Source organism: Alphaproteobacteria bacterium, from assembly GCA_039980135.1.
GTDB lineage: Bacteria > Pseudomonadota > Alphaproteobacteria > UBA6615 > UBA6615 > UBA8079.
The window spans coordinates 1-21,635 of the sequence record JBDXCV010000010.1; the positions used below are offsets into that span (position 1 = coordinate 1).

Below are 21,635 nucleotides of genomic sequence, written 5' to 3' on the forward strand. Positions count from 1 at the left end.
ATTCGCAGCCGCCCTTTTTGTATTGAGATTGAGCGTCCGCGTCAGGCGTGCAGATCATTCGACAGGAGTGCTGTCGCATCCTCGCCATGCTCGCTGAGTACGTGCTTCAGCTTGCCGAGCGCCTTGGCCTCGATCTGGCGAATGCGTTCCTTGCTGACCCCGAAACTCTCTCCGATCTCGGACAGGGTGTTCTTGTTCTCCGACAGGAACCGGCGGACGATGATTTGTCGTTCGCGATCTCCAAGAGTGTCGAGGGCATCCTCCAGCCAGCCGGTACGGACCTCGCCGTCATGGTGCCAGGCCGTGATGTCCTCCGGGTTGGGGCCGTCGTCTTCCAGCATGTCCTGGAACTCAAAATCGTCCTCGTCGCCGAAGCTGGCATTCAGCGAATTGTCGGGGCCGCCCAGATGTGCCTCCATACGCACCACGTCTTTCGTCTTGACCTGGAGCCGCTCGGCCACGCGTTCACGGTCCTCGTCGGTCAGGGTGCCGTCGGGACCGGTCGCCAGTTGGGCGCGTACCTTGCGGAGGTTGAAGAACAGGCGGCGTTGCGCCGGTGTTGTCGCCACGCGGACGATCGACGTGTTGCGCAGGATGTGGTCCTGGATGGCCGCCATGATCCACCAGGACGCATAGGTGGAGAAACGCGCGTTGTGGCTCGGGTCAAAGCGCTGCGCGGCTTCCATCAGGCCAATATTGCCTTCCTGAACGAGATCTCCGACTGGCAGGCCGTAGCCGCGGAATTTCCACGCGATGCGCAGCACAAAACGTGCGTATGCCTCGATCAGTTCATGAAGCGCGGCTTCGTCCTTGTCTTCGCGCCAGCGGCGGGCCAGATCAAACTCATGCTCCCGCTCGAGGATGGGGGCCTGCATGACGGCGTTGGCGTAGCGACGGTTCCCACGTTCGATTGCCTGTGATGCAAATGCAGCCATAATATTTCAGTCCTTTGACAATTCGGGGCGGGGGGTTATATCCCGCAGGGATCGACACGATTTATGGTTTCGACTCGATACGAAAAGAATATACGCACTGACCGGGACGGTTGCAAGATGATATCGAGTCGATATTATCTTGTTGATATAAGATCACACTGGTTATGTGTGGATTAGATGTTTTTGAGAACAGATCAGAATGTGTGCGCAAATCACTGATAATATTGACAAAGAGGAACTTTCACGCCTCCTGGACCGCCTTGGCAGGATGTCACGTGGGTTGCAATATTGTCATGGCTTGAACCCGGCCCAGTGGGACTGCCTTCGATTTATCGGGCAGGCGAATCGTTTCTCGCGGACCCCCGGCGCGTTGGCGTCATTTCTTGGAACGACGAAGGGAACGGCGAGCCAGACGCTGAATGCGTTGGAGAAAAAAGGCTATCTCAGCCGCGTTCCCGACCCCGACGACCGTCGCGTCCGGCATATCGAACTCACCGATCTCGGTGCGCGGTTGCTGGACGAAGACCCGCTGAACTGCCTCGACAAGGCAATTTCCAACCTCCCGCCAGAGACGGTGGACACGATGGCCGCCGGATTGACGCGGCTGTGCGCGGACATGCAGTCGCGGTGCGGCGGACAGGATCTGGGGATATGCCAGACCTGCGGCCATCTTGAAGGCACGACGGCGACCGGCAACATGATGTGCGGGTTCAAGCAGGCGGAACTGAGCTGCGAGGATGCCACGCGGTTCTGTGTGAATTTCATGCCGGAATCCGATACGCCGGACACCGACGACTGCTAACGGACACCGACGACTGCTAATAAGAATACGGGGTAGCCTGCCGATGCGAATGGGTCAGGCGCCGGTGAACGCTTGCAGACCGGTTTGTGCCCGGCCGAGGATCAGGGCGTGAATGTCGTGTGTACCCTCATAGGTGTTCACGGATTCCAGATTCATCACATGCCGGATGACGTGATACTCGTCGGAAATGCCGTTGCCGCCATGCATGTCGCGTGCGACCCGCGCGATGTCCAGTGCCTTGCCGGCATTGTTGCGCTTCATCAGTGAAATCATCTCCGGCGTGGATTTTTCCTCGTCGATGAGCCGCCCGAGCCGCAGGCTGCCGTGCAGTCCCAGCGTGATCTCGGTCTGCATGTCCGCGAGCTTCTTCTGGATGAGTTGGTTCGCGGCGAGCGGGCGCCCGAATTGCTTGCGCTCCAGCGTGTAGTCGCGTGCCGCGTGCCAGCAGGCCTCCGCAGCACCCATCGCACCCCAGGAGATGCCGTAGCGCGCCTTGTTCAGGCAGCCGAACGGGCCGCCGAGGCCGCGGGCATCGGGCAGCTTGTTTTCTTCCGGCACGAAGACCTCGTCCATGACGACCTCGCCGGTCGCCGACGCGCGCAGGGAGAATTTGCCTTCGATCTTCGGTGTCGCGAGGCCTTTCATGCCGCGCTCCAGTATAAAGCCGCGAATCTCGCCTTCGTCATCCTTCGCCCAGACGACAAACACATCGGCGATCGGTGCATTCGAGATCCACATCTTCGCGCCCGACACCGAAAAGCCGCCATCGACAGATTTCGCCCGCGTCACCATGCCGCCCGGATCGGAGCCGTGATCGGGCTCGGTCAGGCCGAAGGCGCCCACCCATTCGCCGCTGGCGAGCTTCGGCAGGTATTTCATCCGTTGCTCTTCGGAGCCATAGGCGTAAATCGGCCACATCACCAGGGATGACTGCACCGAAAGCGCGGACCGGTATCCGGAATCCACCCGCTCGACCTCGCGCGCGATCAGCCCGTAACAGACATGGTTCACGCCTGCGCAGCCATAGGCTTCGGGCAGGGTTGAGCCGAGCATGCCCAGTTCGCCCAATTCGTTCATGATCTCGCGGTCGAAGGTTTCGTGGCGATTGGCCTCGAGTATGCGCGGGAGCAGCTTTTCCTGGCTATAGGCCCTGGCCATGTCGCGCACCATCCGCTCGTCTTCGGAGAGCATGTCGTCGAGCAGCAACGCATCGTCCCACTGGAAACGCGGCTTGTCGCCGCCGGTGCGTGTCGGTTTTGCGTTGTCGGACGCGAGGCTCATGCTTTCGACTCCTGGTGTTTCAGCAGATCATGGTCGGGAGGTACAGATTCCCATGTGCAGACGTTTCATTGTCCCGGAATATGAGACCCGGCGCGTCAGTCCCTGACGGTTTCGAATTCGCCCGGCGACGTGATTTCGAGCAGTTCACAGTCTTCCGACATCCACAGGGCGTCGTGCATGATGCCGTCGGGCTGATAGAAGCAATCACCCTTGGAGACGGAGACTTCGCCTTCGCCGTCGAACCAGAAGCGGGCCTCACCCTGCAACACGTAGATCATCTGGAAGTCGGTCATATGGGCATGCTTGCCCGTGTGATGGTCGGCCGATGGGTCGGCGATGCGAATGACATGGGCGCTGAACTGACCCTGCGTCGCGTCCCGGATGCCCAGATCGCTGTATTCGAAGTCTTCGCGCAGCCCCTTTGTCCACTCGGCATCGCGCGCGTGCTTAACGGTAAATTTTTCTTTTCCCGCTTTCATGAATTCATTCCTCCCCGGAGTTCTGTCCTGGGATCGGACTATAAGCCGGTGTGTTTGCACTGACCATCACCGCGGAGAGCAAGTGATATGGTGGGACTTCCACGCGCCAAACCCCGACGCATGGCGGGGGGCAACGTGATCTTCGAGTTCTCCGCCGTGGGGAACGCGGTCAAGGTTTGCGCGGTCGATGCCGACACCGGGTTCGAGGTCTCGATCGTCGGCCCCGTCGGCGCGGGCGAGGAAGCGCTTCGACGGACGGCCCTGTCCAAGCTTCGCTATATGCTGGAAAAGCGCCGGCCCACGCCGCTGAAACGCGGGGGCATATTCGCCTGACGTATCCTGTTTGGCGGTTGCGCGGCTAGCGTGCGCGCTTCCCGAGTCCGATCTGTTTGGCGAAGGCCGAACGTTGTTTTGCGTAGTTCGGTGCCACCATCGGATAGTCCGCCGCGAGACCCCATTTGGCCCGGTACTCTTCCGGCGTCAGATTGTATGCGGTGCGAAGATAGCGCTTGAGCATCTTCAGTTTCTTGCCGTCTTCCAGACAAATAATGTGGTCGGGGGTGATCGAGCGTTTCACGGGGACGGCAGGTTTCTGCTTTGTCTGGGTGCTTGTCGCACCGCCGCCGAGGCCCTCAAGGCTGCCGTAGACGGATTGGATGACTTCGGAAATCTGGGTTTCCGGAACCGGATTGTTGCCCACATAGGCGGACACAACTTGCGTGGTCATCCGGAGCAGTTCGTCGCGCGACAAGTTGTCTGGATTATTCTCTGTCATGTTTTTCCTGCCCCCACAGGCCGCGTTTGCTTCAGCACACGGTCGGCAATCGTGATCGCACGCAGGTGGAAGGCAGTCAATACGCCTTTCGAATAATCATCAGTACTTTTCGGCCATAGCGAAATGAATAGATGGAACTGGACTAAGGCCCGACTTTGCGGATGATCGCGAAGACCCGCCTTTTTTGTCAGAGACTATGCCTGCATTACGATAGAAATGGTGCAATGCGCAAAACCCGCCACCGGCATTGTCCACACCATTTCACCGCGACAGCTTGTGTATCGCTGGCGGCGAATGACGAGATGTGGTAATTCGGGCGCGATCTGAATATCCCGACTTCAGCGACGTTTGAACGGATTTGATGCATGAGCGAAGGCACGATCGCAATCGCGGCCGATCACGCAGGATACGCCCTCAAGGAAGACCTCAAGGCAGACCTTCTGGAGCGCGGTGTAACCATCCTTGATCTCGGCACCGATAGTGATGCCTCGGTCGACTATCCCGATTTCGGCAAAGCGGTTGGCGAGGCGATTGTGTCGGGGGCGGCGGACCAGGGCGTTATCATCTGCGGCACCGGCATCGGTATATCCATCGCGGCCAACCGCATCGCCGGTGTGCGCGCGGCTCTATGCCATGACGCCACCACCGCGCGTCTGGCGCGCGAGCATAATGATGCGAATGTCCTGGCGCTGGGGGCTCGGGTGCTCGGCCAGGAAGTCGCGCGTGACTGCCTGCGCGCATTTCTGGATGGGCAGTATCCGGGCGGTGAACGCCATGATCGTCGGGTCGGGAAACTGGGGTAGCCGTTACAGGTTCGTGCCGCCCGTCCGGGCGCGGCGCACCGAACAAACAGACAAATGAGCGACAAAGGAACGCGTATGTCGATGACGAGTGAAGCCCCGGGAACGGGCAATGTGAGCGAAGGGTTTTTCGACCGCGGACTGGCCGAGGCTGATCCCGACGTTTTCGGCGCGATGCAGCGCGAACTCGGCCGGCAGCAATCCCAGGTGGAACTGATTGCGTCGGAGAATATCGTGTCGCGCGCCGTCATCGAGGCCATGGGTTCGGTGCTGACCAACAAATACGCCGAGGGCTACCCCGGGCGGCGCTACTATGGCGGTTGCGAGTTCGTCGATGTGGCCGAGGAACTGGCGATAGAGCGCGCGACGCGGTTGTTCGGCTGTTCGTTTGCGAATGTGCAGCCCCATTCGGGTGCGCAGGCCAACCAGGCGGTCTTCCTGGCCTTGTGCAAGCCCGGCGATACCGTGATGGGGATGTCGCTCGCGGCCGGTGGTCATCTGACCCATGGTGCCGCACCCAACCTGTCGGGCAAATGGTTTAACGCCGTTCAGTATGGTGTGCGCCGCGATGATGCGTTGATCGATATGGAAGAGGTCGAAGCGCTGGCACATGAACACAAGCCGGCGCTGATCGTGGCGGGTGGTTCGGCCTATCCGCGGGTGATCGATTTCGCGAAATTCCGTGAAATCGCCGATGCGGTCGGCGCCTATCTCATGGTGGACATGGCGCATTTCGCCGGGTTGGTTGCCGGTGGCGCCCATCCGAGCCCGTTCCCCCATGCGCATATCGTCACGACCACGACCCATAAAACGCTTCGCGGCCCGCGTGGCGGGATGATCCTGGCCGATGACGCGGACCTCGGTAAGAAGATCAATTCGGCTGTCTTTCCCGGATTGCAGGGCGGACCGCTGATGCATGTGATCGCTGCCAAGGCGGTGGCGTTCGGCGAGGCCTTGCAGCCGTCGTTCAAAACCTACGCACGCCGCGTCGTCGAGAATGCGCAAGCGCTGGCGGCGACCCTGGTCGAGGGCGGGCTCGATATCGTTTCGGGCGGCACGGATACCCATCTCATGCTCGTGGACCTGCGGCCGAAATCCCTGACCGGGAATGTCACCGAAATCGCGCTCGAGCGCGCCAGCCTGACCTGCAACAAGAACGGCATCCCGTTTGACCCCGAAAAGCCGATGGTGACGTCGGGTATCCGTCTCGGCACACCCGCCGGCACCACGCGGGGCTTCGGCCCGGGCGAGTTCCGCCTCGTCGGCGAACTGATTGTCGAGGTGCTCGACAGTTTGGGCGGCAACCCGGATGGTGACGCACAGGTCGAGGAATCGGTGCGCCGGCGGGTAGAAGAGTTATGCGGTCGGTTCCCGATCTATCCCGCCCGCTGATCTGCGAGACACAACAAGAATAGCGACGCGAGAGGAAACGTAATGCGCTGCCCGTTTTGTGCACACTCCGACACACATGTGAAGGATTCGCGTCCGACCGAGGACAACACCGCGATCCGCCGCCGGCGTGCATGCCCTGATTGCGGTGCGCGCTGGACAACATTCGAGCGGGTTCATCTGCGTGATCTGACCGTGGTCAAGAAGAATGGTCAGCGGGTGCCCTTCGATCGCGACAAGCTGGAAAGTTCCATGCGCATTTCGCTGCGCAAGCGGCCGGTGGATGCCGAGCGCGTGGATCGGGTTATTAGCGGGATTGTCCGGCGGCTCGAATCCTCAGGCGAGACCGATATTCCCTCCGATGCCATCGGAGAGGCGGTGATGGATGCGCTGGCAAATCTCGATTCCATCGCCTATGTGCGGTTTGCCTCGGTATACAAGAATTTCCGTGAAGTCCGGGATTTCGAGGATTTTATCGGGAACGAACATCTGGCGGCTGACGGCGAACCGATGGAAAACGATTGATCGCGGGCGGCTTTCGCTCAACCTTGGTCTGATGCAAACCGACCCCGATTTCATGGCAACGGCGTTGCGGCTCGCGCGGCGTGGGTTGGGTAACGCCTGGCCCAATCCGGCGGTCGGGTGCGTCATCGTGTCCGGCGGTCCCGAAAAGCGCATTCTGGGGCGCGGCTGGACCCAGCCGGGTGGCCGTCCCCATTCCGAGACCGTGGCGCTCGACCAGGCGCGGGCGCGTTTCGGCGCCCAGGCGCTTGTCGGTGCATCGGCCTATGTCACGCTCGAACCCTGCAGTCATCTGGGGCGCACCCCACCCTGTGCGGACGCATTGATTTCGGCACGCGTGGCGCGGGTGGTCGTCGCATGTGGAGACCCGGACGCGCGCGTGGCCGGGCGTGGCATCGCGCGGCTGGAGGCGGCGGGTATCGATGTCGAACTCGGGGTCGGCCAGGCGCAAGCCGAGGAAATCAACCTTGGGTTTCTGACGCGTGTCGGTGCGGGCCGGCCGATGGTCGCGCTGAAAACCGCGACAACCTCCGACGGACGGATCGCGACCCGTACCGGTGCGTCTCAGTGGATCACCGGCGCGGCCGCCCGGCGTTATGCCCATCTGCTGCGCGCGCAGCATGATGCCATCGCGGTGGGCATCGGCACGGCGGAAGCAGACGATCCGAGCCTGACCTGCAGGCTGCCCGGGCTGGAGGGACGTTCGCCGGTGCGTGTGGTGTTCGATTCACAATTGCGGATTTCGCTGGAATCCGAACTGGTGCGTACGGCCCCCGAAGTCCAGACATGGGTGTTGTCCGCGGCGAAGACGGACAAGGAGCGACGGAAGGCCCTGGAGGGGGTGGGGGTGATGGTGATACCTGTCGAAGATGTCGTTGACGGACAGCCCGAGCCGGGTGCCGCGTTGCGTGCACTTGGCGCGTTGGGGGTGACGCGTCTGATGGTCGAGGGTGGCGCGCGATTGTCGACCGGATTGCTGCGTGGGGACCTGGTGGATCGTCTCCTGTGGTTCCGCGCGCCGTCTCTCATTGGGGGCGATGGATTGCCGCCATTCGGCGACCTCGGGGTGGGCGATGTGTCCGAGATGCCGAGCTTCAAATCCATGTCGCTGACGCCGGTCGGTGACGATACGCTGGAAATTTTTGCCCGCGTGCCGTAACCAAGCGCCATGTTTACAGGAATTGTCACAGATGTGGGGCTGATCGCCGGGATCGAATCCCGTGAGATTGGCCGTCGGCTGACCATCGAGACCGTGTATGACACGTCGGGCATCGAAATCGGCGCTTCGATCGCGTGCAACGGTGCTTGCCTGACCGTGGTCGAAAAGACCGCATCGAGTTTCTCGGCCGATGTCTCGGGTGAAACGGATGACAAGACCACGAGCGGTGGTTGGGCCGTCGGCACACGGATCAACCTTGAGCGGGCCTTGCGCGCCGCCGACGAACTGGGCGGGCACCTCGTGCTCGGGCATGTTGATGGTGTGGGGCAGGTGGTCGCGCTGGAACGTGAAGGTGACAATCATCGGGTGAGCATCAGGTTGCCCCAGGAGCTCAAGCATTATGTGGCTTCAAAGGGGTCGATCACCATCGATGGTGTCTCATTGACCGTGAACGAAGTGGACGACGCGGTGTTCGGGGTGAACATTATCCCGCATACGTGGGACAACACGTCTTTGGACGAAATTGCGGTCGGCACAGATGTGAATATCGAAGTGGACGTCATTGCGCGCTATGTCGCGCGTCTTTTGGAACGGGATTGAACGTGACAGATAAAACCGAAGGCCTGCGCAGCGTCTCGAAACAGGACGTCCAGCGCGCCGTGGACGACGAACAGATCTTGTCGCCGATCGAGGACATCATCGAGGATGCCCGCAACGGCAAGATGTTCATTCTCATCGATGACGAGGACCGGGAGAATGAGGGTGACCTGGTGATCCCGGCGCAGATGGCGACGCCGGATGCGATCAATTTCATGGCCACCCACGGACGGGGCCTGATCTGCCTGTCCCTGACACGCGAGCGGACCCAGCAACTCGGCTTGCCGATGATGCCGCAAACCCATGGCCAGCGCCTGGCGACAAACTTCACCGTGTCGATCGAGGCGGCGGAAGGGGTGACCACGGGCATCTCCGCGCCCGATCGGGCGCGTACGATTACGGTGGCAATCGACCCGCGTTCGACGGAAGCGGATATTGTCACACCGGGTCACGTGTTTCCGCTGGCGGCGCGCGATGGCGGGGTGCTGGTGCGCGCCGGACATACGGAAGCGGGGGTTGATATTGCGCGCCTCGCCGGGCTCAACCCGTCGGCCGTGATCTGCGAAATCATGAATGACGACGGCACGATGTCGCGCCTGCCGGACCTGATCGGCTTTGCCCAGTTCCATGGCCTCAAGATTGGCGCGATCGCCGACCTGATTGCCTATCGCCGGCGCAATGACCGCATCGTCGAGCAGCTGATGGAGCATGACTTCCATTCGCGTTTCGGCGGCCAGTTCAAGTGGCGTATTTATCGCAACACGGTGGAGTATGCCGAGCATCTGGCGATCGTGAAGGGGGAGATTGACCCGGAAAAGCCGGTGCTTGTGCGTATGCACTCCTTCTCCATCGGGGCGGATGCGATGGGCAGCCTGGACGCGCCGGACTCGGGTATTCTCCAGCGTTCCATGGAACTGATTGGTGAGGCCGGTGCGGGCGTGATCGTGCTAATCCGCGACACCTCGCCGACATCGCTGTCCGACCGCATACGTCAGTTCAGTAGTGCGCCGAGCACGCCCGTCAACGAACTGCGAAACTATGGTGTCGGTGCGCAGATCCTGGTCGATCTGGGCGTCCGGGATATTATCCTGTTGTCGAATTCACAACGTTCGATCGTGGGGCTTGAAGGCTTTGGCCTGAGATTAATCGAGACCCGTGCGGTGCCGGTGACCAACTCCACATCCGGCGATTGAGAGAGAAGGCAATGTCCGACCAACCTCACATCATGATTGCGGTCTCGAAATATTATGAGGAGATCGCCGACCAGTTGCTGACCGGCGCTCTTGCCGTGCTCGATGAAGCCGGGGCCTCCCACGAGGTCTACGAGATACCGGGTGCATTCGAAATCCCTGCGGCCATCGCGACGGCCATGCGGTCGCCCGAATTCTCGGGCGGGCGTCGCCGGTTCGATGGGTATGTGGCGCTCGGCTGCGTGATTCGCGGCGAGACGACCCACTATGACTATGTCTGCGGAGAAACGGCGCGGGGCTTGCAGGATCTGGCGGTTCGCCATTGCCTGGCGCTGGGGTTCGGTATCCTGACGACGGAGAACAAGGAGCAGGCGATGGCCCGTGCCGACGTCGCTCGGGGCAACAAGGGCGCCGATGCGGCAACTGCCTGCCTGCGGATGATTGGTTTCAAGAGCTCCTTTCGAATGTTCCCCCGCTGATGGCCGGGGATCGCGAGGGAACCAATCCCGCTGCGCGCAAATCAGGCGCATCGTCGCGCGGTGCGGCGCGGCTTCTGGCAGTGCAGGCGCTCTACCAGATGGAAATCCGCGGCGGCACCGCCGAGGCCACGGTCCTGGAATTCATCCAGCACCGGACCGAGCCACCCGTGTCGGCGGATGATGACGAAGACGCGGCCGGGCCGCGCGACGCGGACAAGGCGCTGTTTGCCGATATCGTACAGGGCGTGACGCGGGACCGCGTCGACCTGAACGCAGCGCTCGATGGTTGTCTCGATGGTGCCAACACCATGGCCCGGCTGGAGCCGCTGTTGCGCGCTATCCTGGGCGCGGGGGCCTATGAACTGCGCTCGCGCGACGATATTCCGGCGCGGGTGGCGATCAGCGAGTATGTCCGGCTGACGGATGCCTTCTTCGAGGGCAAGGAGCCGGGCCTCGTGAACGCGGTGCTTGACCGGTTGGCCCGCGTGGTGCGCGACGGCGAGACTTCGGCGCGCGCACCGCGGGAAATCGCCGCGACGGAGCCGTCAGAAGACGTTGGGGCGAACGCCGTCGAGGGCGGGACCGACCATGGCGCGCGGGATTGACGAGTTCGATCTGATTCGGCGTTATTTCGCCCCGCTCAGCGACGGCGAGCCCGGCGCACTCGGCTTGCGCGATGATGCCGCCTGGTTGCGCCCGGACCCCGGAATGGAACTCGTGATTTCGGCCGATTCGATCGTGGCGGGGATTCACTTTCCGGTTTCGACATTGCCCGCGGATGTGGCGCGACGTGCGCTGCGCGTGAACCTGTCAGATATTGCCGCGAAAGGCGCGTGTGCGCGCTGCTATACGATGGCCCTGCAACTACCCGATTCCACCGACGAAGACTGGATCAAGGCCTTCGCGTCCGGTCTCGCTGCGGACCACGAATCCTATGCACTGTCTCTGCTCGGGGGTGACACGACCCGCACCACGGGACCGCTTGCATTAAACATTAATATTTTTGGTCAAGTACCTGTAAATAATATGATAAAGAGGTCTGACGCTCGCGTGGAAAATGATGTCTACGTCTCCGGGACCATCGGCGATGCGTCCCTTGGCCTAAGGTCGATCATGGGCAGCATTGCCCTTGAAAATGCCGACGAACGCAGCTTTCTGGAAGGCCGGTTCCTGCGGCCCGATCCTCGCGTCTCGCTGGGCCCGGCATTGGCAGGTATCGCCACCGCCTCGGCCGACATTTCCGACGGGCTGGTTGCCGATCTGGGACACATCGGCATCGCATCGAACCTGTCCGCCGAGATCCACGAACATCTGGTGCCGGTATCGGATGCGGCCGGGCGGCTGGTAACGGACAATCAACCATTGCGAACTAACCTGCTGACCGGCGGTGATGACTACGAGATTGTTTTCACGGCCCCGGCTACGGCGCGTGACACGATTGTCGAGATCGCGGCGCAGACCGGTGTTCCAATCACGCGGATCGGGCGCATGATCCCGCTGACTTCCGATACGCCGGTCGTCAGTGTGCGCAACGAGACCGGCAAAATTGTCGAGGTGGGCAGTGGCGGATACCGGCACTTCGGGGAAGGCCTCACGCGCTGAGAGCGAAGCGGCGATCCGTGCCATGCGTGCGGGCGGTGGTAGCGACGCGGCCGAGAAGCCCAAAAAAAGCAAGAAAAAGCTGCTCCTGATCGGTCTGCTGGCGGTTCTGCTCGGCGGTGGTGGTGCGGCATACAAGTTCGTCCTGGCCAAGCCGCCTTCCGAACATGCCGCGGTGCCGGTGCCCGAGCCGGAAGACACCGGTCCCGGTGAGCTCTATTACATCGATCTGGATCCGCTGTTCATTCCCTTCCAGACCCAAACGGGCGCGCGCCACAAGATCGTGGTGGTGCTTTCGCTCGAGGTCGGAAGAAAGCGCCAGGAAGACAAGCTTGTGCGTTCATTGCTCCCGCGTCTGCGCGAGGCCTATGTGCGGACCCTGACGTCACGGCCATTTCCCGGAACCGAGGACGGGTCGATCGAAACGGTCTATCTGAAAAACAGGATCCGATCGGAAAATATTCGCGTCCTCGGCATCGGTATCGTCAATGACGTTCTGGTGCGCGACATTCGCGTCCTGCCGGGCTGATCATGAAAAAGATTCTCATCATCGTGGTGGTTCTGTTGCTCGCAGGTGGCGGTGCGGTCTTCTTTCTCGGCCAGAAAAAGCCGGAGCCGACGGCAGCGAAACCGAAAGTACAACCACTCGAGATTCAGGAACGTCACTATGTGCGCCTCGACACCATCACCGTGACCCTGTTCCAGGATGACGCGGTGGCAGGCCTGTACACGGCAGCCCTGACCATTGAGATCGCCAATGCCGATCAGCGGTCCGTCGTATCGGCTGCGAGTTCCCGGCTTCGCGACGCGATGCTGCGGGACCTCCATGCGCTGGTGGAACGCCGCAAGGGAATCGATATCTCGTTGGATTCCGTAAAGCGTCGGATGCGAAGCACGGCGACTCGCGAATTGGGCGCCGAAGTCGTGGTCGATGTGTTTGTCGAAAACGTGCTGCGCAAGGACCTTGAATTGAAAGACGGCTGACGCAGGGCTGCTATTCACAGCAAAGCCTTGTGTTTTTATTTGGCATGCCGGATGTTCGCGCCATGATGCTCAAAACCGGTTCCCGCAACGTTGCCATTCTGTCGATGTGTCAGGCCTTCGGTCAGACGCAGATGATTCTCATCTTCTCCGTCTCTTCCATCATCGGTGCGACCATCGCGCCGAATGCGGGCTGGGCGACGGTGCCGATCACCTTCCAGTTTATCGCCATGACCATGTCCACCGTCCCGGCGGCGCTGCTGATGAAGAGGATCGGCCGTGCCCGCGGCTTCATTGTCTTCCTGGCGATCGGGTCGGTCGGTGCGGCGCTGATGATCTACGCGTTGCTGGATCAGAGCTTCCTGTTGTTTTGCCTTGGTTCGGCGCTGTTCGGCATATCCGCCGGCGCCAACCAACAGTTTCGCTTCGCGGCCGTGGATGCAGCGGACGAGAGTTTCAAGGCTCGCGCCGTGAGCCTCGTGCTCGCAGGCGGCGTGTTTGCCGGGCTGGTCGGTCCCAGCCTGTCGTCGCTGGGCTACGACATGATCCGGCCGATCCTGTATGGCGGTGTCTTCGCCATCATCCTGGTTCTGCAGGGCCTGATGGTCCTGTTGTTGTTGATCACGGACATTCCGCCGCCCTCCGAACAGGAACGCAGCGGTCCCACCCGGCCGCTTCGTGAAATTGCCTCCCAGCCCGCCTTCATCGTGGCACTGATGAGCGCGATGATCGGCTACGGCGTGATGAATTTCGTGATGCTGTCGACACCGATTTTCATGCATCTCCATCCGACCCACCCATTCGGGCAGCTCGACATCAACAACGTCATCATGTGGCACGTGCTGGGCATGTTCGCGCCGGGGTTCATCACCGGTTGGTTGATCAAGAAATATGGCGACCTGAACATCATCCTTGCGGGTGCAGTCATCTCGGTGGTGTGCCTGGCCGTAAACTTCAGCGGAGATTCGATCATTCATCTGCGCGTCGGGATGGCACTGGTCGGGGTTGGCTGGAACTTCATGTTCACCGCCGGCACGACCTTGCTCCTCAGCACTTATACGCCGGCGGAAAAGGCAAAAGTCCAGGGCATCAACGACCTGTTCGTGTTCGGGACCGTCGCCGTGTGTTCGCTGGCGGCGGGCGTGGTCTACCAGACCCTCGGCTTCTTCGCCGTGAACATGGCATCGGCGCCGCTTCTGGTCATGGTCGTCATCGCGGTGTTCTGGCTGCGCGGGCACCGCAGGGCAGTCACCGCCTGATCAGCGGGGCAATTGCCAGATTCACAGTCTTTTGTCGCGGTTGCCATGCAGCCGCCTTTTTGGCATGTTCCCGCCGCTTTTACGGGCCCGGGTGATTCGGCTCCGCAGTGCGGCATTCGCCGTCTTCGCTCACGTGGCCCAATAACTTAGAAACCAAAGGATATTCACAATGGCTCCCATCGTCTGGTTCGCCATCGCATGTGGCGGTTTGGCCGTCCTCTACGGCATCTGGGCTTCCCGCTCGGTTCTTGCGGCAAGCGCGGGTACCGAACGGATGCAGGAAATCTCAGCTGCCATTCAGGAAGGTGCGTCGGCATATCTCAACCGGCAGTACCGTGCCATCGGCTTGGTCGGCATCGTGATTGCGGTGATCCTGTTTTTCCTTCTCGGCTGGACCGTCGCGCTCGGCTTTTTGATCGGTGCGGTTCTTTCGGGAATCACCGGCTACATCGGCATGAATATCTCGGTGCGCGCGAATGTTCGCACCACCGAGGCGGCGCGCAGCAGTATGGCGGAAGGCCTTTCGGTGGCGTTCCGTTCCGGTGCTGTGACCGGCATGCTGGTCGCGGGGCTCGCGCTCCTGGCCGTCGCCGGCTATTTCGGCTTCATGATTTGGCTTGAGCAGCAGGGCAAGGCCGGCGGTCGTGATTTGATCGATGCGCTGGTTGCGCTTGGCTTCGGTGCCTCACTGATCTCGATCTTCGCGCGTCTCGGCGGCGGTATCTTCACCAAGGGTGCGGATGTCGGTGCCGATCTCGTCGGCAAGGTCGAGGCGGGTATCCCCGAGGATGACCCCCGCAACCCGGCAGTAATCGCGGACAATGTCGGCGATAATGTTGGTGACTGCGCGGGCATGGCAGCCGATCTGTTCGAGACCTATGCGGTCACGATCGTGGCGACCATGGTGCTGATCTCGATCTTCCTGGCCGGCAATCCGTTGCTGAACTCGATGATGGTCTATCCGCTCGCAATTGGCGGCGTTTGCATCATTGCGTCGATCATTGGCTCGTTCTTCACGCGCCTCGGCAAAAGCCAGAACATCATGGGCGCGCTCTACAAGGGTTTCGTGGCGTCGGCGGTTCTCTCGCTCATCGGCGTGGCGATCGTTACCGATTGGGTCATCGGTTTCGATGCCCAGGTTGATGTTGCCAAGGCATCCTTCTCTGGAATGGACATCTTCCTGTGCGCCGTCGTCGGACTGGTTGTGACCGGACTTCTGATCTGGGTGACCGAGTACTACACGAGCACCGAGTATCGTCCTGTGCGTTCGATTGCGCAGGCGTCGACCACGGGTCACGGTACGAACGTGATTCAGGGTCTCGCGATCTCGATGGAGGCCACGGCGGTCCCGGCGCTGATCATCTGCGCTGCGATCATTGTCTCGTTCTCGCTGGCGGGCCTTCTGGGCATCGCCATCGCGGTGACGGCAATGCTGGCGCTGGCCGGCATGGTTGTCGCACTCGATGCCTACGGTCCGGTGACGGACAACGCTGGCGGCATCGCAGAGATGGCGGAGCTTGACGAGAATGTCCGCAAGACGACGGATGCCCTCGACGCGGTCGGCAACACCACCAAGGCGGTGACCAAGGGCTATGCCATTGGTTCGGCCGGTCTGGGTGCGTTGGTTCTGTTCGCGGCCTACACGTCTGATCTGGAGTTCTTCATCTCCACATCGACGGCGCATCCGTATTTTGAGGGTGTCGTGCTCAACTTCTCGCTGACCAATCCCTACGTTGTTGTTGGCCTGTTCGTGGGCGGCATGTTGCCGTTCCTGTTCGGCGCCATGGGCATGACGGCCGTTGGCCGTGCGGCGGGTTCGGTCGTGGTTGAGGTCCGGCGTCAGTTCAAGGAAATCCCGGGCATCATGGAAGGCACGGGCAAGCCGGAATATGGCAAGTGTGTCGACATGCTGACGCGCGCGGCGATCAAGGAGATGATTATCCCCTCGATGCTGCCGGTTCTGTCACCGATCGTTCTGTTTGTGATCATCCTGTTGATCGCGGGCAAGTCGGCGGCCTTCTCGTCGCTGGGTGCGATGCTTCTGGGCGTGATCGTGACCGGTCTGTTTGTCGCGATTTCCATGACTGCTGGTGGTGGTGCCTGGGACAACGCCAAGAAGTACATCGAGGACGGCAATCATGGCGGCAAGGGATCCGACGCGCACCACGCGGCGGTTACCGGCGACACGGTTGGTGATCCCTACAAGGATACCGCCGGTCCGGCTGTGAACCCGATGATCAAGATCACGAACATCGTGGCGCTCCTGGTGTTGGCCGTGCTGGCAAACCTCTAGGCGCAAACAAATTTGACGAAAAACCCCCGGGGCATATGCCGCGGGGGTTTTTTGTTGGGTGGGTTTCTCCGGCGCGGCCGTAGCTGCGGGTCTCTACGGGCCGCCGCCCGTGCCCGCGAAGCGGCCGATATTGCCGAACAATTGCTGGATCAACGACAACTCGTTGCCGGCGGTCGGCGTCACCCGGCTGACGAGTTCGACCTCGCGGCGGTCATTCTCGGTGTAGGTGAAAACATCTTCCACGACATCACGATCGTTGAAGACAATGGCGACGATCTTTCGCTCGAGAAGCTCGGGTGCGAAGAACGCGACGGTTTCCGTCCGCTCGGACATGTAGTACCAGATATTCGTGCGAAAGACGCCTTCGGTCGACGGGCTGCCCAGCGTTTGCTGGACGTCACGGCGGCTGGTTTCGCCGGGTTCGATCGCGGCAAGCGCGTCGGGGTCCGGTTCCTGGCCGCGCACATTGACGATGGGCGCGCAGGCGCTGAGCGCCGCGAGCAAGACAAGGATACGACCGTGTCGGACAAACAATTTCATCGGGCAGACAGTTCCGCAGTTCGCGTTGCAATGGATCAGATCGGGCAAGACGATGGCACCCGCCGTTTCGCCGTGTCAACCGGTCCGGAGATTAGCAAAATCCGATGCTCAAACTGACATGATGAACTGGATTCGAGAACGCAAACAGCGGCGGGAATTGGCCGCACGCCTGCTCGCGGTCGTTATCGACCAAGCGCGGCGTCCGGCGTTTTATGCGACCTATGGCGTACCCGACACCATGCTCGGTCGATACGAGATGGTTTGTCTGCATGCGTACATATTGCTGCGCCGCCTGAAACGGGCCGGGGGCCAGGGGCCGCGCATTGCCCAGACCCTGCACGATCAGATTTTCGACGATTTCGATGTTGCGTTGCGCGAAGTGGGGCTCGGCGACATGGGGATCGGCAAGCGGATGAAGAAACTCGCGCGCAATCTGCACGGACGTATCTCTGCCTATGAGCGCGGCCTGGCCGCCGGCGATGCCGAGATGGCCGCCGCCCTGCGCCGCAACCTATACGCCAGCACCGAACCCACGGATGGCGAGGTGGCGGCGATGATCGCGTATGTGCGCTGCGCCCGCGATGCCGTCGACGGCTGCGCACCCGACGCGTTGTGGGAAGCCCGCCCGGTGTTTCCTGAGCCCGAGACAGGCGCCGGTGTCGCGCCGGGGGTCGGTGCAGCATGACCGAGACCGTCACACCAGAACTTTTGCGATCCATCTCGATTGTGGAATTGTCCGCCGCCGAGCGTCAGGTCGAGAAAATCCACGTGGATGCGGTCGAATGCGCCGCGATCGCCGAACGCCTCGACATCCTGTCCATCGAGAGCCTGTCGGCGGAACTGGAATTGTTTCGTGATCTCACGGGTGACGTGAACCTGGTCGGGCGCATTCTGGCGGACATTGTTCAGGCTTGCGTCGTCACGCTCGAGCCGGTTGCACAGCATATCGATGTGCGTGTTTATCAGCGGTTTTCCGCCCGACTCGAGGAAGATGAGGGTGACGACGAAGACCCCGTTGAGCCCATTGTGGACGACGAGATCGAGGTCGGCGACCTGATTGTGCAGAACCTTTCCCTGGCGCTCGACCCCTATCCGCGCGCGCCGGACGCCGAGTTCGAGGAGGTCGATGACGAGGCGGGTAAACCTTCCGGACCCTTCGCCGCACTGGCCGCATTGCGTGATGACGACAAAAAATAATTCGCATTCACCAATGTTTTCGTTCAGAAAACTTGCGATTCGCTTGCCCAGCGGTGCATTTTTGGATAATTAGCAGCCGCCCCCCGGCATGCTCAGATAATTTATACTTCCCGCGAAAGGGAATCAGATGGCTGTACCCAAGAAGAAAGTTTCGAAATCGCGACGGAACATGCGCCGCGCGCACGACTCGTTGAAGCAGCAGGCTTATGTCGAAGATGAGACGACGGGCGAGTTCCATCGCCCCCATCATGTCGACATGAAGACCGGCTACTACAAGGGCCGTCAGGTCATCGAGGTCAAGGAGAAGATCTAGAGGCCAACCCCGGACTCCGCGTCCGGCTGGAGAGCGGACCCGTTGAGCGATCAGATCACCATCGCCCTGGACGCCATGGGCGGCGACGACGCGCCGCACATCGTGGTTGCGGGCGCGAATATCGCCAGGCGCCGGCATCCCGACGCGCGTTTCCTGCTGTTCGGCGATGAGAAGGATCTCGCTGCGCGGGTTGCGAAGCAGCGCGGCCTCGATGAATTCGTTGAAATACGCCATGCCCCCGAAGGGGTCGCTGCGGACGCCAAGCCGTCGCAGGTTGTGCGCAATGGCCACGAGACATCGATGTGGCGCGCGATCGAGGCCGTCAAGCAGGGCGAGGCCAACGGCGTTGTGTCCGCCGGGAACACCGGTGCGCTGCTGGCCATGGCGATGTTCGTGCTCAAGCGTCTCGATGGCATCGACCGCCCGGCGATCGCGTCATTCTTTCCGACCCTGCGGGGCGAAACCGTGATGCTCGATCTGGGCGCGAATATTCGCTTCAGCGAGCGCAACCTCGTCGAATTCGCGATCATGGGTGAGGTCTTCGCGCGGACCATTCTCGGCATCGAGAATCCGACAGTCGGCCTGCTGAATGTCGGGGAAGAGGAAACCAAGGGGAATGACGCCCTCAAGGTTGCCGCGGAATTACTGCGCGAACTCGACCTGCCCGGCGAGTTTGTCGGTTTCGTCGAGGGTGACGATATCCCGGCCGGTGCCGTCGATGTGGTTGTGACGGATGGGTTCACCGGCAATGTCGCGCTCAAAACAGCCGAGGGGACGGCCAAGCTCATCAACGCCTTTGTGCGTGAGACCTTTCGTAATTCGTTTTGGGCTAAGATCGGTTATATCTTTGCCAAGCGTTCATTCGACAAGCTGCGCAACCGCAGCGACCCCCGCCGATATAACGGGGCCATGTTCCTGGGTCTCGACGGTGTCTGCGTCAAAAGTCACGGCGGCACGGATGCCGTCGGTTTTGCAACCGCCATCGGAGTAGCGATCGATATGGTGAAGTATGGCGGTAACGCCTCTCTGAAGACGACGGTGGACCGGCTGGAGCTGGATTCCCTGCGTCCGCAGGCTGCGGCCTCGTGATGGTGCGGCGATCGATAGTTGCCGGTATCGGCGCTTACCTGCCGGACCGGGTGGTGACCAATGCCGAACTCGCCGAGCGCATTGAAACGTCGGACGAGTGGATCCAGGAACGCAGCGGCATCCGGCAACGTCACATCGTGGCGGATGGCGAGATGACGTCGGACCTTGCAACCGCAGCAGCACAACGTGCGCTCGCCGCTGCGGGCATGGGGCCGGACGATATCGATATCATCTTGGTCGCGACCTCGACACCCGATGAGACCTTTCCCGCAACCGCCACGGTGGTCCAATCGAAGCTGGGCTGCGCCAATGGCAGCATGGGGTTCGATGTTCAGGCGGTGTGCTCGGGCTTTGTATTCGCGCTGGCGACGGCCGACAATTTCATCAAGGTCGGGCAGGCCGAAAGCGCCCTGGTGATCGGCGCCGAGACATTCTCGAATATTCTCGACTGGGAAGACCGTTCCACATGCGTACTGTTTGGTGACGGCGCGGGGGCCGTGGTGCTGAAAGCGGCCGAGGGCGACGGGACGAGCGCGGATCGTGGCATTCTTTCAACCCATCTGCATTCCGATGGCCGGCTGCATGATTTGCTTTATGTGGACGGCGGCCCGTCCTCCACCGGACAGGTCGGGCATTTGCGCATGGAGGGCCGCGAGGTTTTCAAGCACGCGGTCACGAAGATGGCTGCCGTAACCGTCGAGGCGCTGGAGGCTACGGGGCTGAAAGCCGAAGAAATCGACTGGTTTGTCCCCCATCAGGCCAATCGGCGGATTATCGATGGTACGGCGCGCAAGCTCGGCATAACCGGAGAGCGCGTCGTGGTAACGATCGATCAGCACGCCAACACATCGGCGGCATCGATTCCGCTGGCGCTTTCCGTCGCGGTCGAGGACAAGCGCATTCAGGAGGGGAACCTGGTCCTGCTTGAGGCCATGGGTGGCGGTCTGACCTGGGGGTCGGGAATCGTGCGCTGGTAGCGGCGTCAACCGCGCAGAATCAATTTTTTAGATTAACCAATCAAAGCAATCCTTTGATATTGACGCATTTCTGCTGTCGCTGTACCGTCTTCAAAACCGAAAAACGGGTGGGAGAGTAGGCGGTGAATGACACGATTACGCGCGCGCAGTTGACGGAGGCCGTCTACCAGGAAGTGGGGCTGTCGCGGAACGAATCCGCTGATCTCGTGGAATCGGTGCTGGCTGAAATGTCGGACGCGCTGATCCGGGGTGAGATGGTCAAACTCTCGTCTTTCGGCAGTTTTCAGGTCCGCCAGAAGGGCCAGCGGATGGGGCGTAACCCGAAGACGGGTGAGGAAGTGCCGATCCTGCCACGCCGGGTCTTGGTGTTTCGGCCCAGCCATGTCCTGAAGAAGCGGATCAACGACGATAACGACGATCCGGGGACAACCACGGAACCGGTATCCGCCCCGAGCTTCGCGCCGGGTGGCGGGATTCCGGAACCCGACACCTCTTACTAAGCGGGACGGATGACCGACACCGGAAATCTGTCAGTGCGCCGCGGCGGCAAGTCTGCCGCGGCATTTCGTACGATTAGTGAAGTCGCGACCGAGCTTGATGTGCCGCAGCATGTCCTGCGGTTCTGGGAAACCAAATTCACCCAGGTCCGGCCGATGAAACGAGGCGGTGGCCGCCGTTACTATCGCCCCGAAGATGTCGATCTGCTGCGTTCGATCCGCGCGCTTCTCTACGATGATGGCTACACGATCAAGGGTGTGCAGAAGCTGCTGCGGGAAGGCGGCCTGAAACCGGCGGCGTCCGACGCGACGCCGGCGCCCGTACACCCGCCATCCGTCACACCGCCCGCGGCACCGCGGGCACCCGCTGCGGCCGGCATTTCCGACGACCAACGCGCGGAATTGAAATCGGTTCTCGGTGAACTCGAGGCGGTTCGCAAACTTCTCGATTCAGCACGCTAGACGGGCTTCAATCCCGAAAC

Annotated in this window: 27 protein-coding genes; 22 read left to right on the forward strand and 5 right to left on the reverse strand. The window is 61.2% G+C overall.

Features of this window, described 5'->3' with window-relative positions:
• Positions 1-41: 41 nt before the first annotated feature.
• A complete protein-coding gene (locus ABJ363_14305; GenBank protein ID MEP4380169.1) occupies positions 42-935 on the reverse strand; it encodes an RNA polymerase factor sigma-32 in 894 nt (297 codons plus the stop codon).
• Between the two features lie 268 nt (positions 936-1,203).
• On the opposite strand from ABJ363_14305, the gene ABJ363_14310 reads away from it, so the two are divergent.
• Positions 1,204-1,737, forward strand: a complete 534-nt coding sequence (locus ABJ363_14310; protein ID MEP4380170.1) for a MarR family transcriptional regulator — start codon at positions 1,204-1,206, stop codon at positions 1,735-1,737.
• 54 nt (positions 1,738-1,791) lie between these two features.
• On the opposite strand, the gene ABJ363_14315 is transcribed toward ABJ363_14310, so the two are convergent.
• Together ABJ363_14315 and ABJ363_14320 are read right to left on the reverse strand one after the other, a co-directional pair.
• Positions 1,792-3,018 (reverse strand): acyl-CoA dehydrogenase, encoded by a 1,227-nt coding sequence (locus tag ABJ363_14315; GenBank protein MEP4380171.1) that lies wholly within the window; start codon positions 3,016-3,018, stop codon positions 1,792-1,794.
• A 95-nt stretch (positions 3,019-3,113) separates the two neighbouring features.
• Positions 3,114-3,497 (reverse strand): cupin domain-containing protein, encoded by a 384-nt coding sequence (locus tag ABJ363_14320; GenBank protein ID MEP4380172.1) that lies wholly within the window; start codon positions 3,495-3,497, stop codon positions 3,114-3,116.
• Positions 3,498-3,584: 87 nt separating this feature from the next.
• Here ABJ363_14320 and ABJ363_14325 point away from each other — a divergent pair, with 87 nt between their 5' ends.
• Entirely contained in the window at positions 3,585-3,830 is a 246-nt protein-coding gene (locus tag ABJ363_14325; protein MEP4380173.1) for a hypothetical protein, read from the forward strand.
• Positions 3,831-3,855: 25 nt separating this feature from the next.
• Here ABJ363_14325 and ABJ363_14330 read toward each other — a convergent pair whose 3' ends face one another.
• Positions 3,856-4,272, reverse strand: coding sequence for a MucR family transcriptional regulator (locus ABJ363_14330; GenBank protein MEP4380174.1), 417 nt, complete (start codon positions 4,270-4,272; stop codon positions 3,856-3,858).
• Positions 4,273-4,637: 365 nt separating this feature from the next.
• Between ABJ363_14330 and rpiB the strand changes: the two genes are divergently transcribed.
• The 13 genes from rpiB (at position 4,638) to ABJ363_14395 (ending at position 16,540) form a co-directional block, all read left to right on the forward strand.
• Positions 4,638-5,075 carry a ribose 5-phosphate isomerase B gene (gene rpiB / locus ABJ363_14335; protein MEP4380175.1) on the forward strand — a complete coding sequence of 146 codons (438 nt, stop codon included), beginning with the start codon at positions 4,638-4,640 and terminating at the stop codon, positions 5,073-5,075.
• A gap of 81 nt (positions 5,076-5,156) precedes the next feature.
• Positions 5,157-6,464 carry a serine hydroxymethyltransferase gene (gene glyA, locus ABJ363_14340; GenBank protein MEP4380176.1) on the forward strand — a complete coding sequence of 436 codons (1,308 nt, stop codon included), beginning with the start codon at positions 5,157-5,159 and terminating at the stop codon, positions 6,462-6,464.
• Between the two features lie 42 nt (positions 6,465-6,506).
• The gene (gene nrdR, locus ABJ363_14345) at positions 6,507-6,986 is read left to right on the forward strand and encodes a transcriptional regulator NrdR (protein MEP4380177.1); all 480 of its coding nucleotides are present in this window, start codon (positions 6,507-6,509) and stop codon (positions 6,984-6,986) included.
• 31 nt (positions 6,987-7,017) lie between these two features.
• Complete coding sequence (ribD, locus tag ABJ363_14350) at positions 7,018-8,142, forward strand: bifunctional diaminohydroxyphosphoribosylaminopyrimidine deaminase/5-amino-6-(5-phosphoribosylamino)uracil reductase RibD (GenBank protein ID MEP4380178.1); 1,125 nt, start codon at positions 7,018-7,020, stop codon at positions 8,140-8,142.
• Positions 8,143-8,151: 9 nt separating this feature from the next.
• On the forward strand, positions 8,152-8,742 hold the full coding sequence (locus tag ABJ363_14355) for a riboflavin synthase (GenBank protein ID MEP4380179.1): 591 nt from the start codon (positions 8,152-8,154) through the stop codon (positions 8,740-8,742).
• A 59-nt stretch (positions 8,743-8,801) separates the two neighbouring features.
• Positions 8,802-9,932 carry a 3,4-dihydroxy-2-butanone-4-phosphate synthase gene (ribB, locus tag ABJ363_14360; GenBank protein ID MEP4380180.1) on the forward strand — a complete coding sequence of 377 codons (1,131 nt, stop codon included), beginning with the start codon at positions 8,802-8,804 and terminating at the stop codon, positions 9,930-9,932.
• Between the two features lie 11 nt (positions 9,933-9,943).
• Positions 9,944-10,408, forward strand: a complete 465-nt coding sequence (locus tag ABJ363_14365) for a 6,7-dimethyl-8-ribityllumazine synthase (GenBank protein MEP4380181.1) — start codon at positions 9,944-9,946, stop codon at positions 10,406-10,408.
• On the forward strand, positions 10,408-11,013 hold the full coding sequence (gene nusB, locus ABJ363_14370) for a transcription antitermination factor NusB (GenBank protein ID MEP4380182.1): 606 nt from the start codon (positions 10,408-10,410) through the stop codon (positions 11,011-11,013). The genes ABJ363_14365 and nusB overlap by 1 nt, the downstream gene beginning before the upstream one ends.
• On the forward strand, positions 10,997-12,010 hold the full coding sequence (gene thiL, locus ABJ363_14375; GenBank protein MEP4380183.1) for a thiamine-phosphate kinase: 1,014 nt from the start codon (positions 10,997-10,999) through the stop codon (positions 12,008-12,010). Before nusB ends, thiL begins: the two co-directional genes overlap by 17 nt.
• Positions 12,011-12,032: 22 nt before the next feature.
• Positions 12,033-12,536, forward strand: coding sequence for a hypothetical protein (locus ABJ363_14380; GenBank protein MEP4380184.1), 504 nt, complete (start codon positions 12,033-12,035; stop codon positions 12,534-12,536).
• Positions 12,537-12,538: 2 nt separating this feature from the next.
• Entirely contained in the window at positions 12,539-12,991 is a 453-nt protein-coding gene (locus tag ABJ363_14385) for a hypothetical protein (protein ID MEP4380185.1), read from the forward strand.
• Positions 12,992-13,053: 62 nt separating this feature from the next.
• Positions 13,054-14,247 carry an MFS transporter gene (locus ABJ363_14390; protein ID MEP4380186.1) on the forward strand — a complete coding sequence of 398 codons (1,194 nt, stop codon included), beginning with the start codon at positions 13,054-13,056 and terminating at the stop codon, positions 14,245-14,247.
• A 169-nt stretch (positions 14,248-14,416) separates the two neighbouring features.
• Positions 14,417-16,540 (forward strand): sodium-translocating pyrophosphatase, encoded by a 2,124-nt coding sequence (locus ABJ363_14395; protein ID MEP4380187.1) that lies wholly within the window; start codon positions 14,417-14,419, stop codon positions 16,538-16,540.
• Positions 16,541-16,633: 93 nt separating this feature from the next.
• On the opposite strand, the gene bamE is transcribed toward ABJ363_14395, so the two are convergent.
• Positions 16,634-17,080: an outer membrane protein assembly factor BamE gene (gene bamE, locus ABJ363_14400; protein ID MEP4380188.1), complete on the reverse strand. Its 447-nt coding sequence runs from the start codon at positions 17,078-17,080 to the stop codon at positions 16,634-16,636.
• 121 nt (positions 17,081-17,201) lie between these two features.
• On the opposite strand from bamE, the gene ABJ363_14405 reads away from it, so the two are divergent.
• From ABJ363_14405 to ABJ363_14435, 7 genes are all read left to right on the forward strand, one after another.
• Entirely contained in the window at positions 17,202-17,765 is a 564-nt protein-coding gene (locus tag ABJ363_14405; protein ID MEP4380189.1) for a ubiquinol-cytochrome C chaperone family protein, read from the forward strand.
• Positions 17,762-18,277: a YceD family protein gene (locus tag ABJ363_14410; GenBank protein ID MEP4380190.1), complete on the forward strand. Its 516-nt coding sequence runs from the start codon at positions 17,762-17,764 to the stop codon at positions 18,275-18,277. The genes ABJ363_14405 and ABJ363_14410 overlap by 4 nt, the downstream gene beginning before the upstream one ends.
• 127 nt (positions 18,278-18,404) lie before the next feature.
• Entirely contained in the window at positions 18,405-18,590 is a 186-nt protein-coding gene (gene rpmF, locus ABJ363_14415; protein MEP4380191.1) for a 50S ribosomal protein L32, read from the forward strand.
• Positions 18,591-18,632: 42 nt separating this feature from the next.
• On the forward strand, positions 18,633-19,679 hold the full coding sequence (plsX, locus tag ABJ363_14420) for a phosphate acyltransferase PlsX (protein ID MEP4380192.1): 1,047 nt from the start codon (positions 18,633-18,635) through the stop codon (positions 19,677-19,679).
• Positions 19,679-20,656: a beta-ketoacyl-ACP synthase III gene (locus tag ABJ363_14425; GenBank protein ID MEP4380193.1), complete on the forward strand. Its 978-nt coding sequence runs from the start codon at positions 19,679-19,681 to the stop codon at positions 20,654-20,656. The genes plsX and ABJ363_14425 overlap by 1 nt, the downstream gene beginning before the upstream one ends.
• Positions 20,657-20,778: 122 nt before the next feature.
• Positions 20,779-21,156: an integration host factor subunit alpha gene (locus ABJ363_14430; protein ID MEP4380194.1), complete on the forward strand. Its 378-nt coding sequence runs from the start codon at positions 20,779-20,781 to the stop codon at positions 21,154-21,156.
• Between the two features lie 9 nt (positions 21,157-21,165).
• Positions 21,166-21,615 (forward strand): MerR family transcriptional regulator, encoded by a 450-nt coding sequence (locus ABJ363_14435; GenBank protein ID MEP4380195.1) that lies wholly within the window; start codon positions 21,166-21,168, stop codon positions 21,613-21,615.
• Positions 21,616-21,635: the final 20 nt, after the last annotated feature.

Excerpts from the sequence above, each read along its gene's own strand:
- ABJ363_14330 (MEP4380174.1), bottom strand. The coding sequence starts at position 4,272 with ATGACAGAGAATAATCCAGACAACTTGTCGCGCGACGAACTGCTCCGG.
- ABJ363_14390 (MEP4380186.1), top strand. The coding sequence starts at position 13,054 with ATGATGCTCAAAACCGGTTCCCGCAACGTTGCCATTCTGTCGATGTGT.
- ABJ363_14395 (MEP4380187.1), top strand. The coding sequence starts at position 14,417 with ATGGCTCCCATCGTCTGGTTCGCCATCGCATGTGGCGGTTTGGCCGTC.
- ABJ363_14310 (MEP4380170.1), top strand. The coding sequence starts at position 1,204 with ATGTCACGTGGGTTGCAATATTGTCATGGCTTGAACCCGGCCCAGTGG.
- ABJ363_14355 (MEP4380179.1), top strand. The coding sequence starts at position 8,152 with ATGTTTACAGGAATTGTCACAGATGTGGGGCTGATCGCCGGGATCGAA.
- ABJ363_14410 (MEP4380190.1), top strand. The coding sequence starts at position 17,762 with ATGACCGAGACCGTCACACCAGAACTTTTGCGATCCATCTCGATTGTG.
- ABJ363_14385 (MEP4380185.1), top strand. The coding sequence starts at position 12,539 with ATGAAAAAGATTCTCATCATCGTGGTGGTTCTGTTGCTCGCAGGTGGC.
- bamE (MEP4380188.1), bottom strand. The coding sequence starts at position 17,080 with ATGAAATTGTTTGTCCGACACGGTCGTATCCTTGTCTTGCTCGCGGCG.
- ABJ363_14435 (MEP4380195.1), top strand. The coding sequence starts at position 21,166 with ATGACCGACACCGGAAATCTGTCAGTGCGCCGCGGCGGCAAGTCTGCC.
- thiL (MEP4380183.1), top strand. The coding sequence starts at position 10,997 with ATGGCGCGCGGGATTGACGAGTTCGATCTGATTCGGCGTTATTTCGCC.
- ABJ363_14315 (MEP4380171.1), bottom strand. The coding sequence starts at position 3,018 with ATGAGCCTCGCGTCCGACAACGCAAAACCGACACGCACCGGCGGCGAC.
- ABJ363_14405 (MEP4380189.1), top strand. The coding sequence starts at position 17,202 with ATGAACTGGATTCGAGAACGCAAACAGCGGCGGGAATTGGCCGCACGC.
- ABJ363_14320 (MEP4380172.1), bottom strand. The coding sequence starts at position 3,497 with ATGAAAGCGGGAAAAGAAAAATTTACCGTTAAGCACGCGCGCGATGCC.
- nrdR (MEP4380177.1), top strand. The coding sequence starts at position 6,507 with ATGCGCTGCCCGTTTTGTGCACACTCCGACACACATGTGAAGGATTCG.
- ABJ363_14425 (MEP4380193.1), top strand. The coding sequence starts at position 19,679 with ATGGTGCGGCGATCGATAGTTGCCGGTATCGGCGCTTACCTGCCGGAC.
- glyA (MEP4380176.1), top strand. The coding sequence starts at position 5,157 with ATGACGAGTGAAGCCCCGGGAACGGGCAATGTGAGCGAAGGGTTTTTC.
- nusB (MEP4380182.1), top strand. The coding sequence starts at position 10,408 with ATGGCCGGGGATCGCGAGGGAACCAATCCCGCTGCGCGCAAATCAGGC.
- ABJ363_14365 (MEP4380181.1), top strand. The coding sequence starts at position 9,944 with ATGTCCGACCAACCTCACATCATGATTGCGGTCTCGAAATATTATGAG.
- rpiB (MEP4380175.1), top strand. The coding sequence starts at position 4,638 with ATGAGCGAAGGCACGATCGCAATCGCGGCCGATCACGCAGGATACGCC.
- ABJ363_14325 (MEP4380173.1), top strand. The coding sequence starts at position 3,585 with ATGGTGGGACTTCCACGCGCCAAACCCCGACGCATGGCGGGGGGCAAC.
- ABJ363_14305 (MEP4380169.1), bottom strand. The coding sequence starts at position 935 with ATGGCTGCATTTGCATCACAGGCAATCGAACGTGGGAACCGTCGCTAC.
- ribD (MEP4380178.1), top strand. The coding sequence starts at position 7,018 with ATGCAAACCGACCCCGATTTCATGGCAACGGCGTTGCGGCTCGCGCGG.
- ABJ363_14380 (MEP4380184.1), top strand. The coding sequence starts at position 12,033 with ATGCGTGCGGGCGGTGGTAGCGACGCGGCCGAGAAGCCCAAAAAAAGC.
- rpmF (MEP4380191.1), top strand. The coding sequence starts at position 18,405 with ATGGCTGTACCCAAGAAGAAAGTTTCGAAATCGCGACGGAACATGCGC.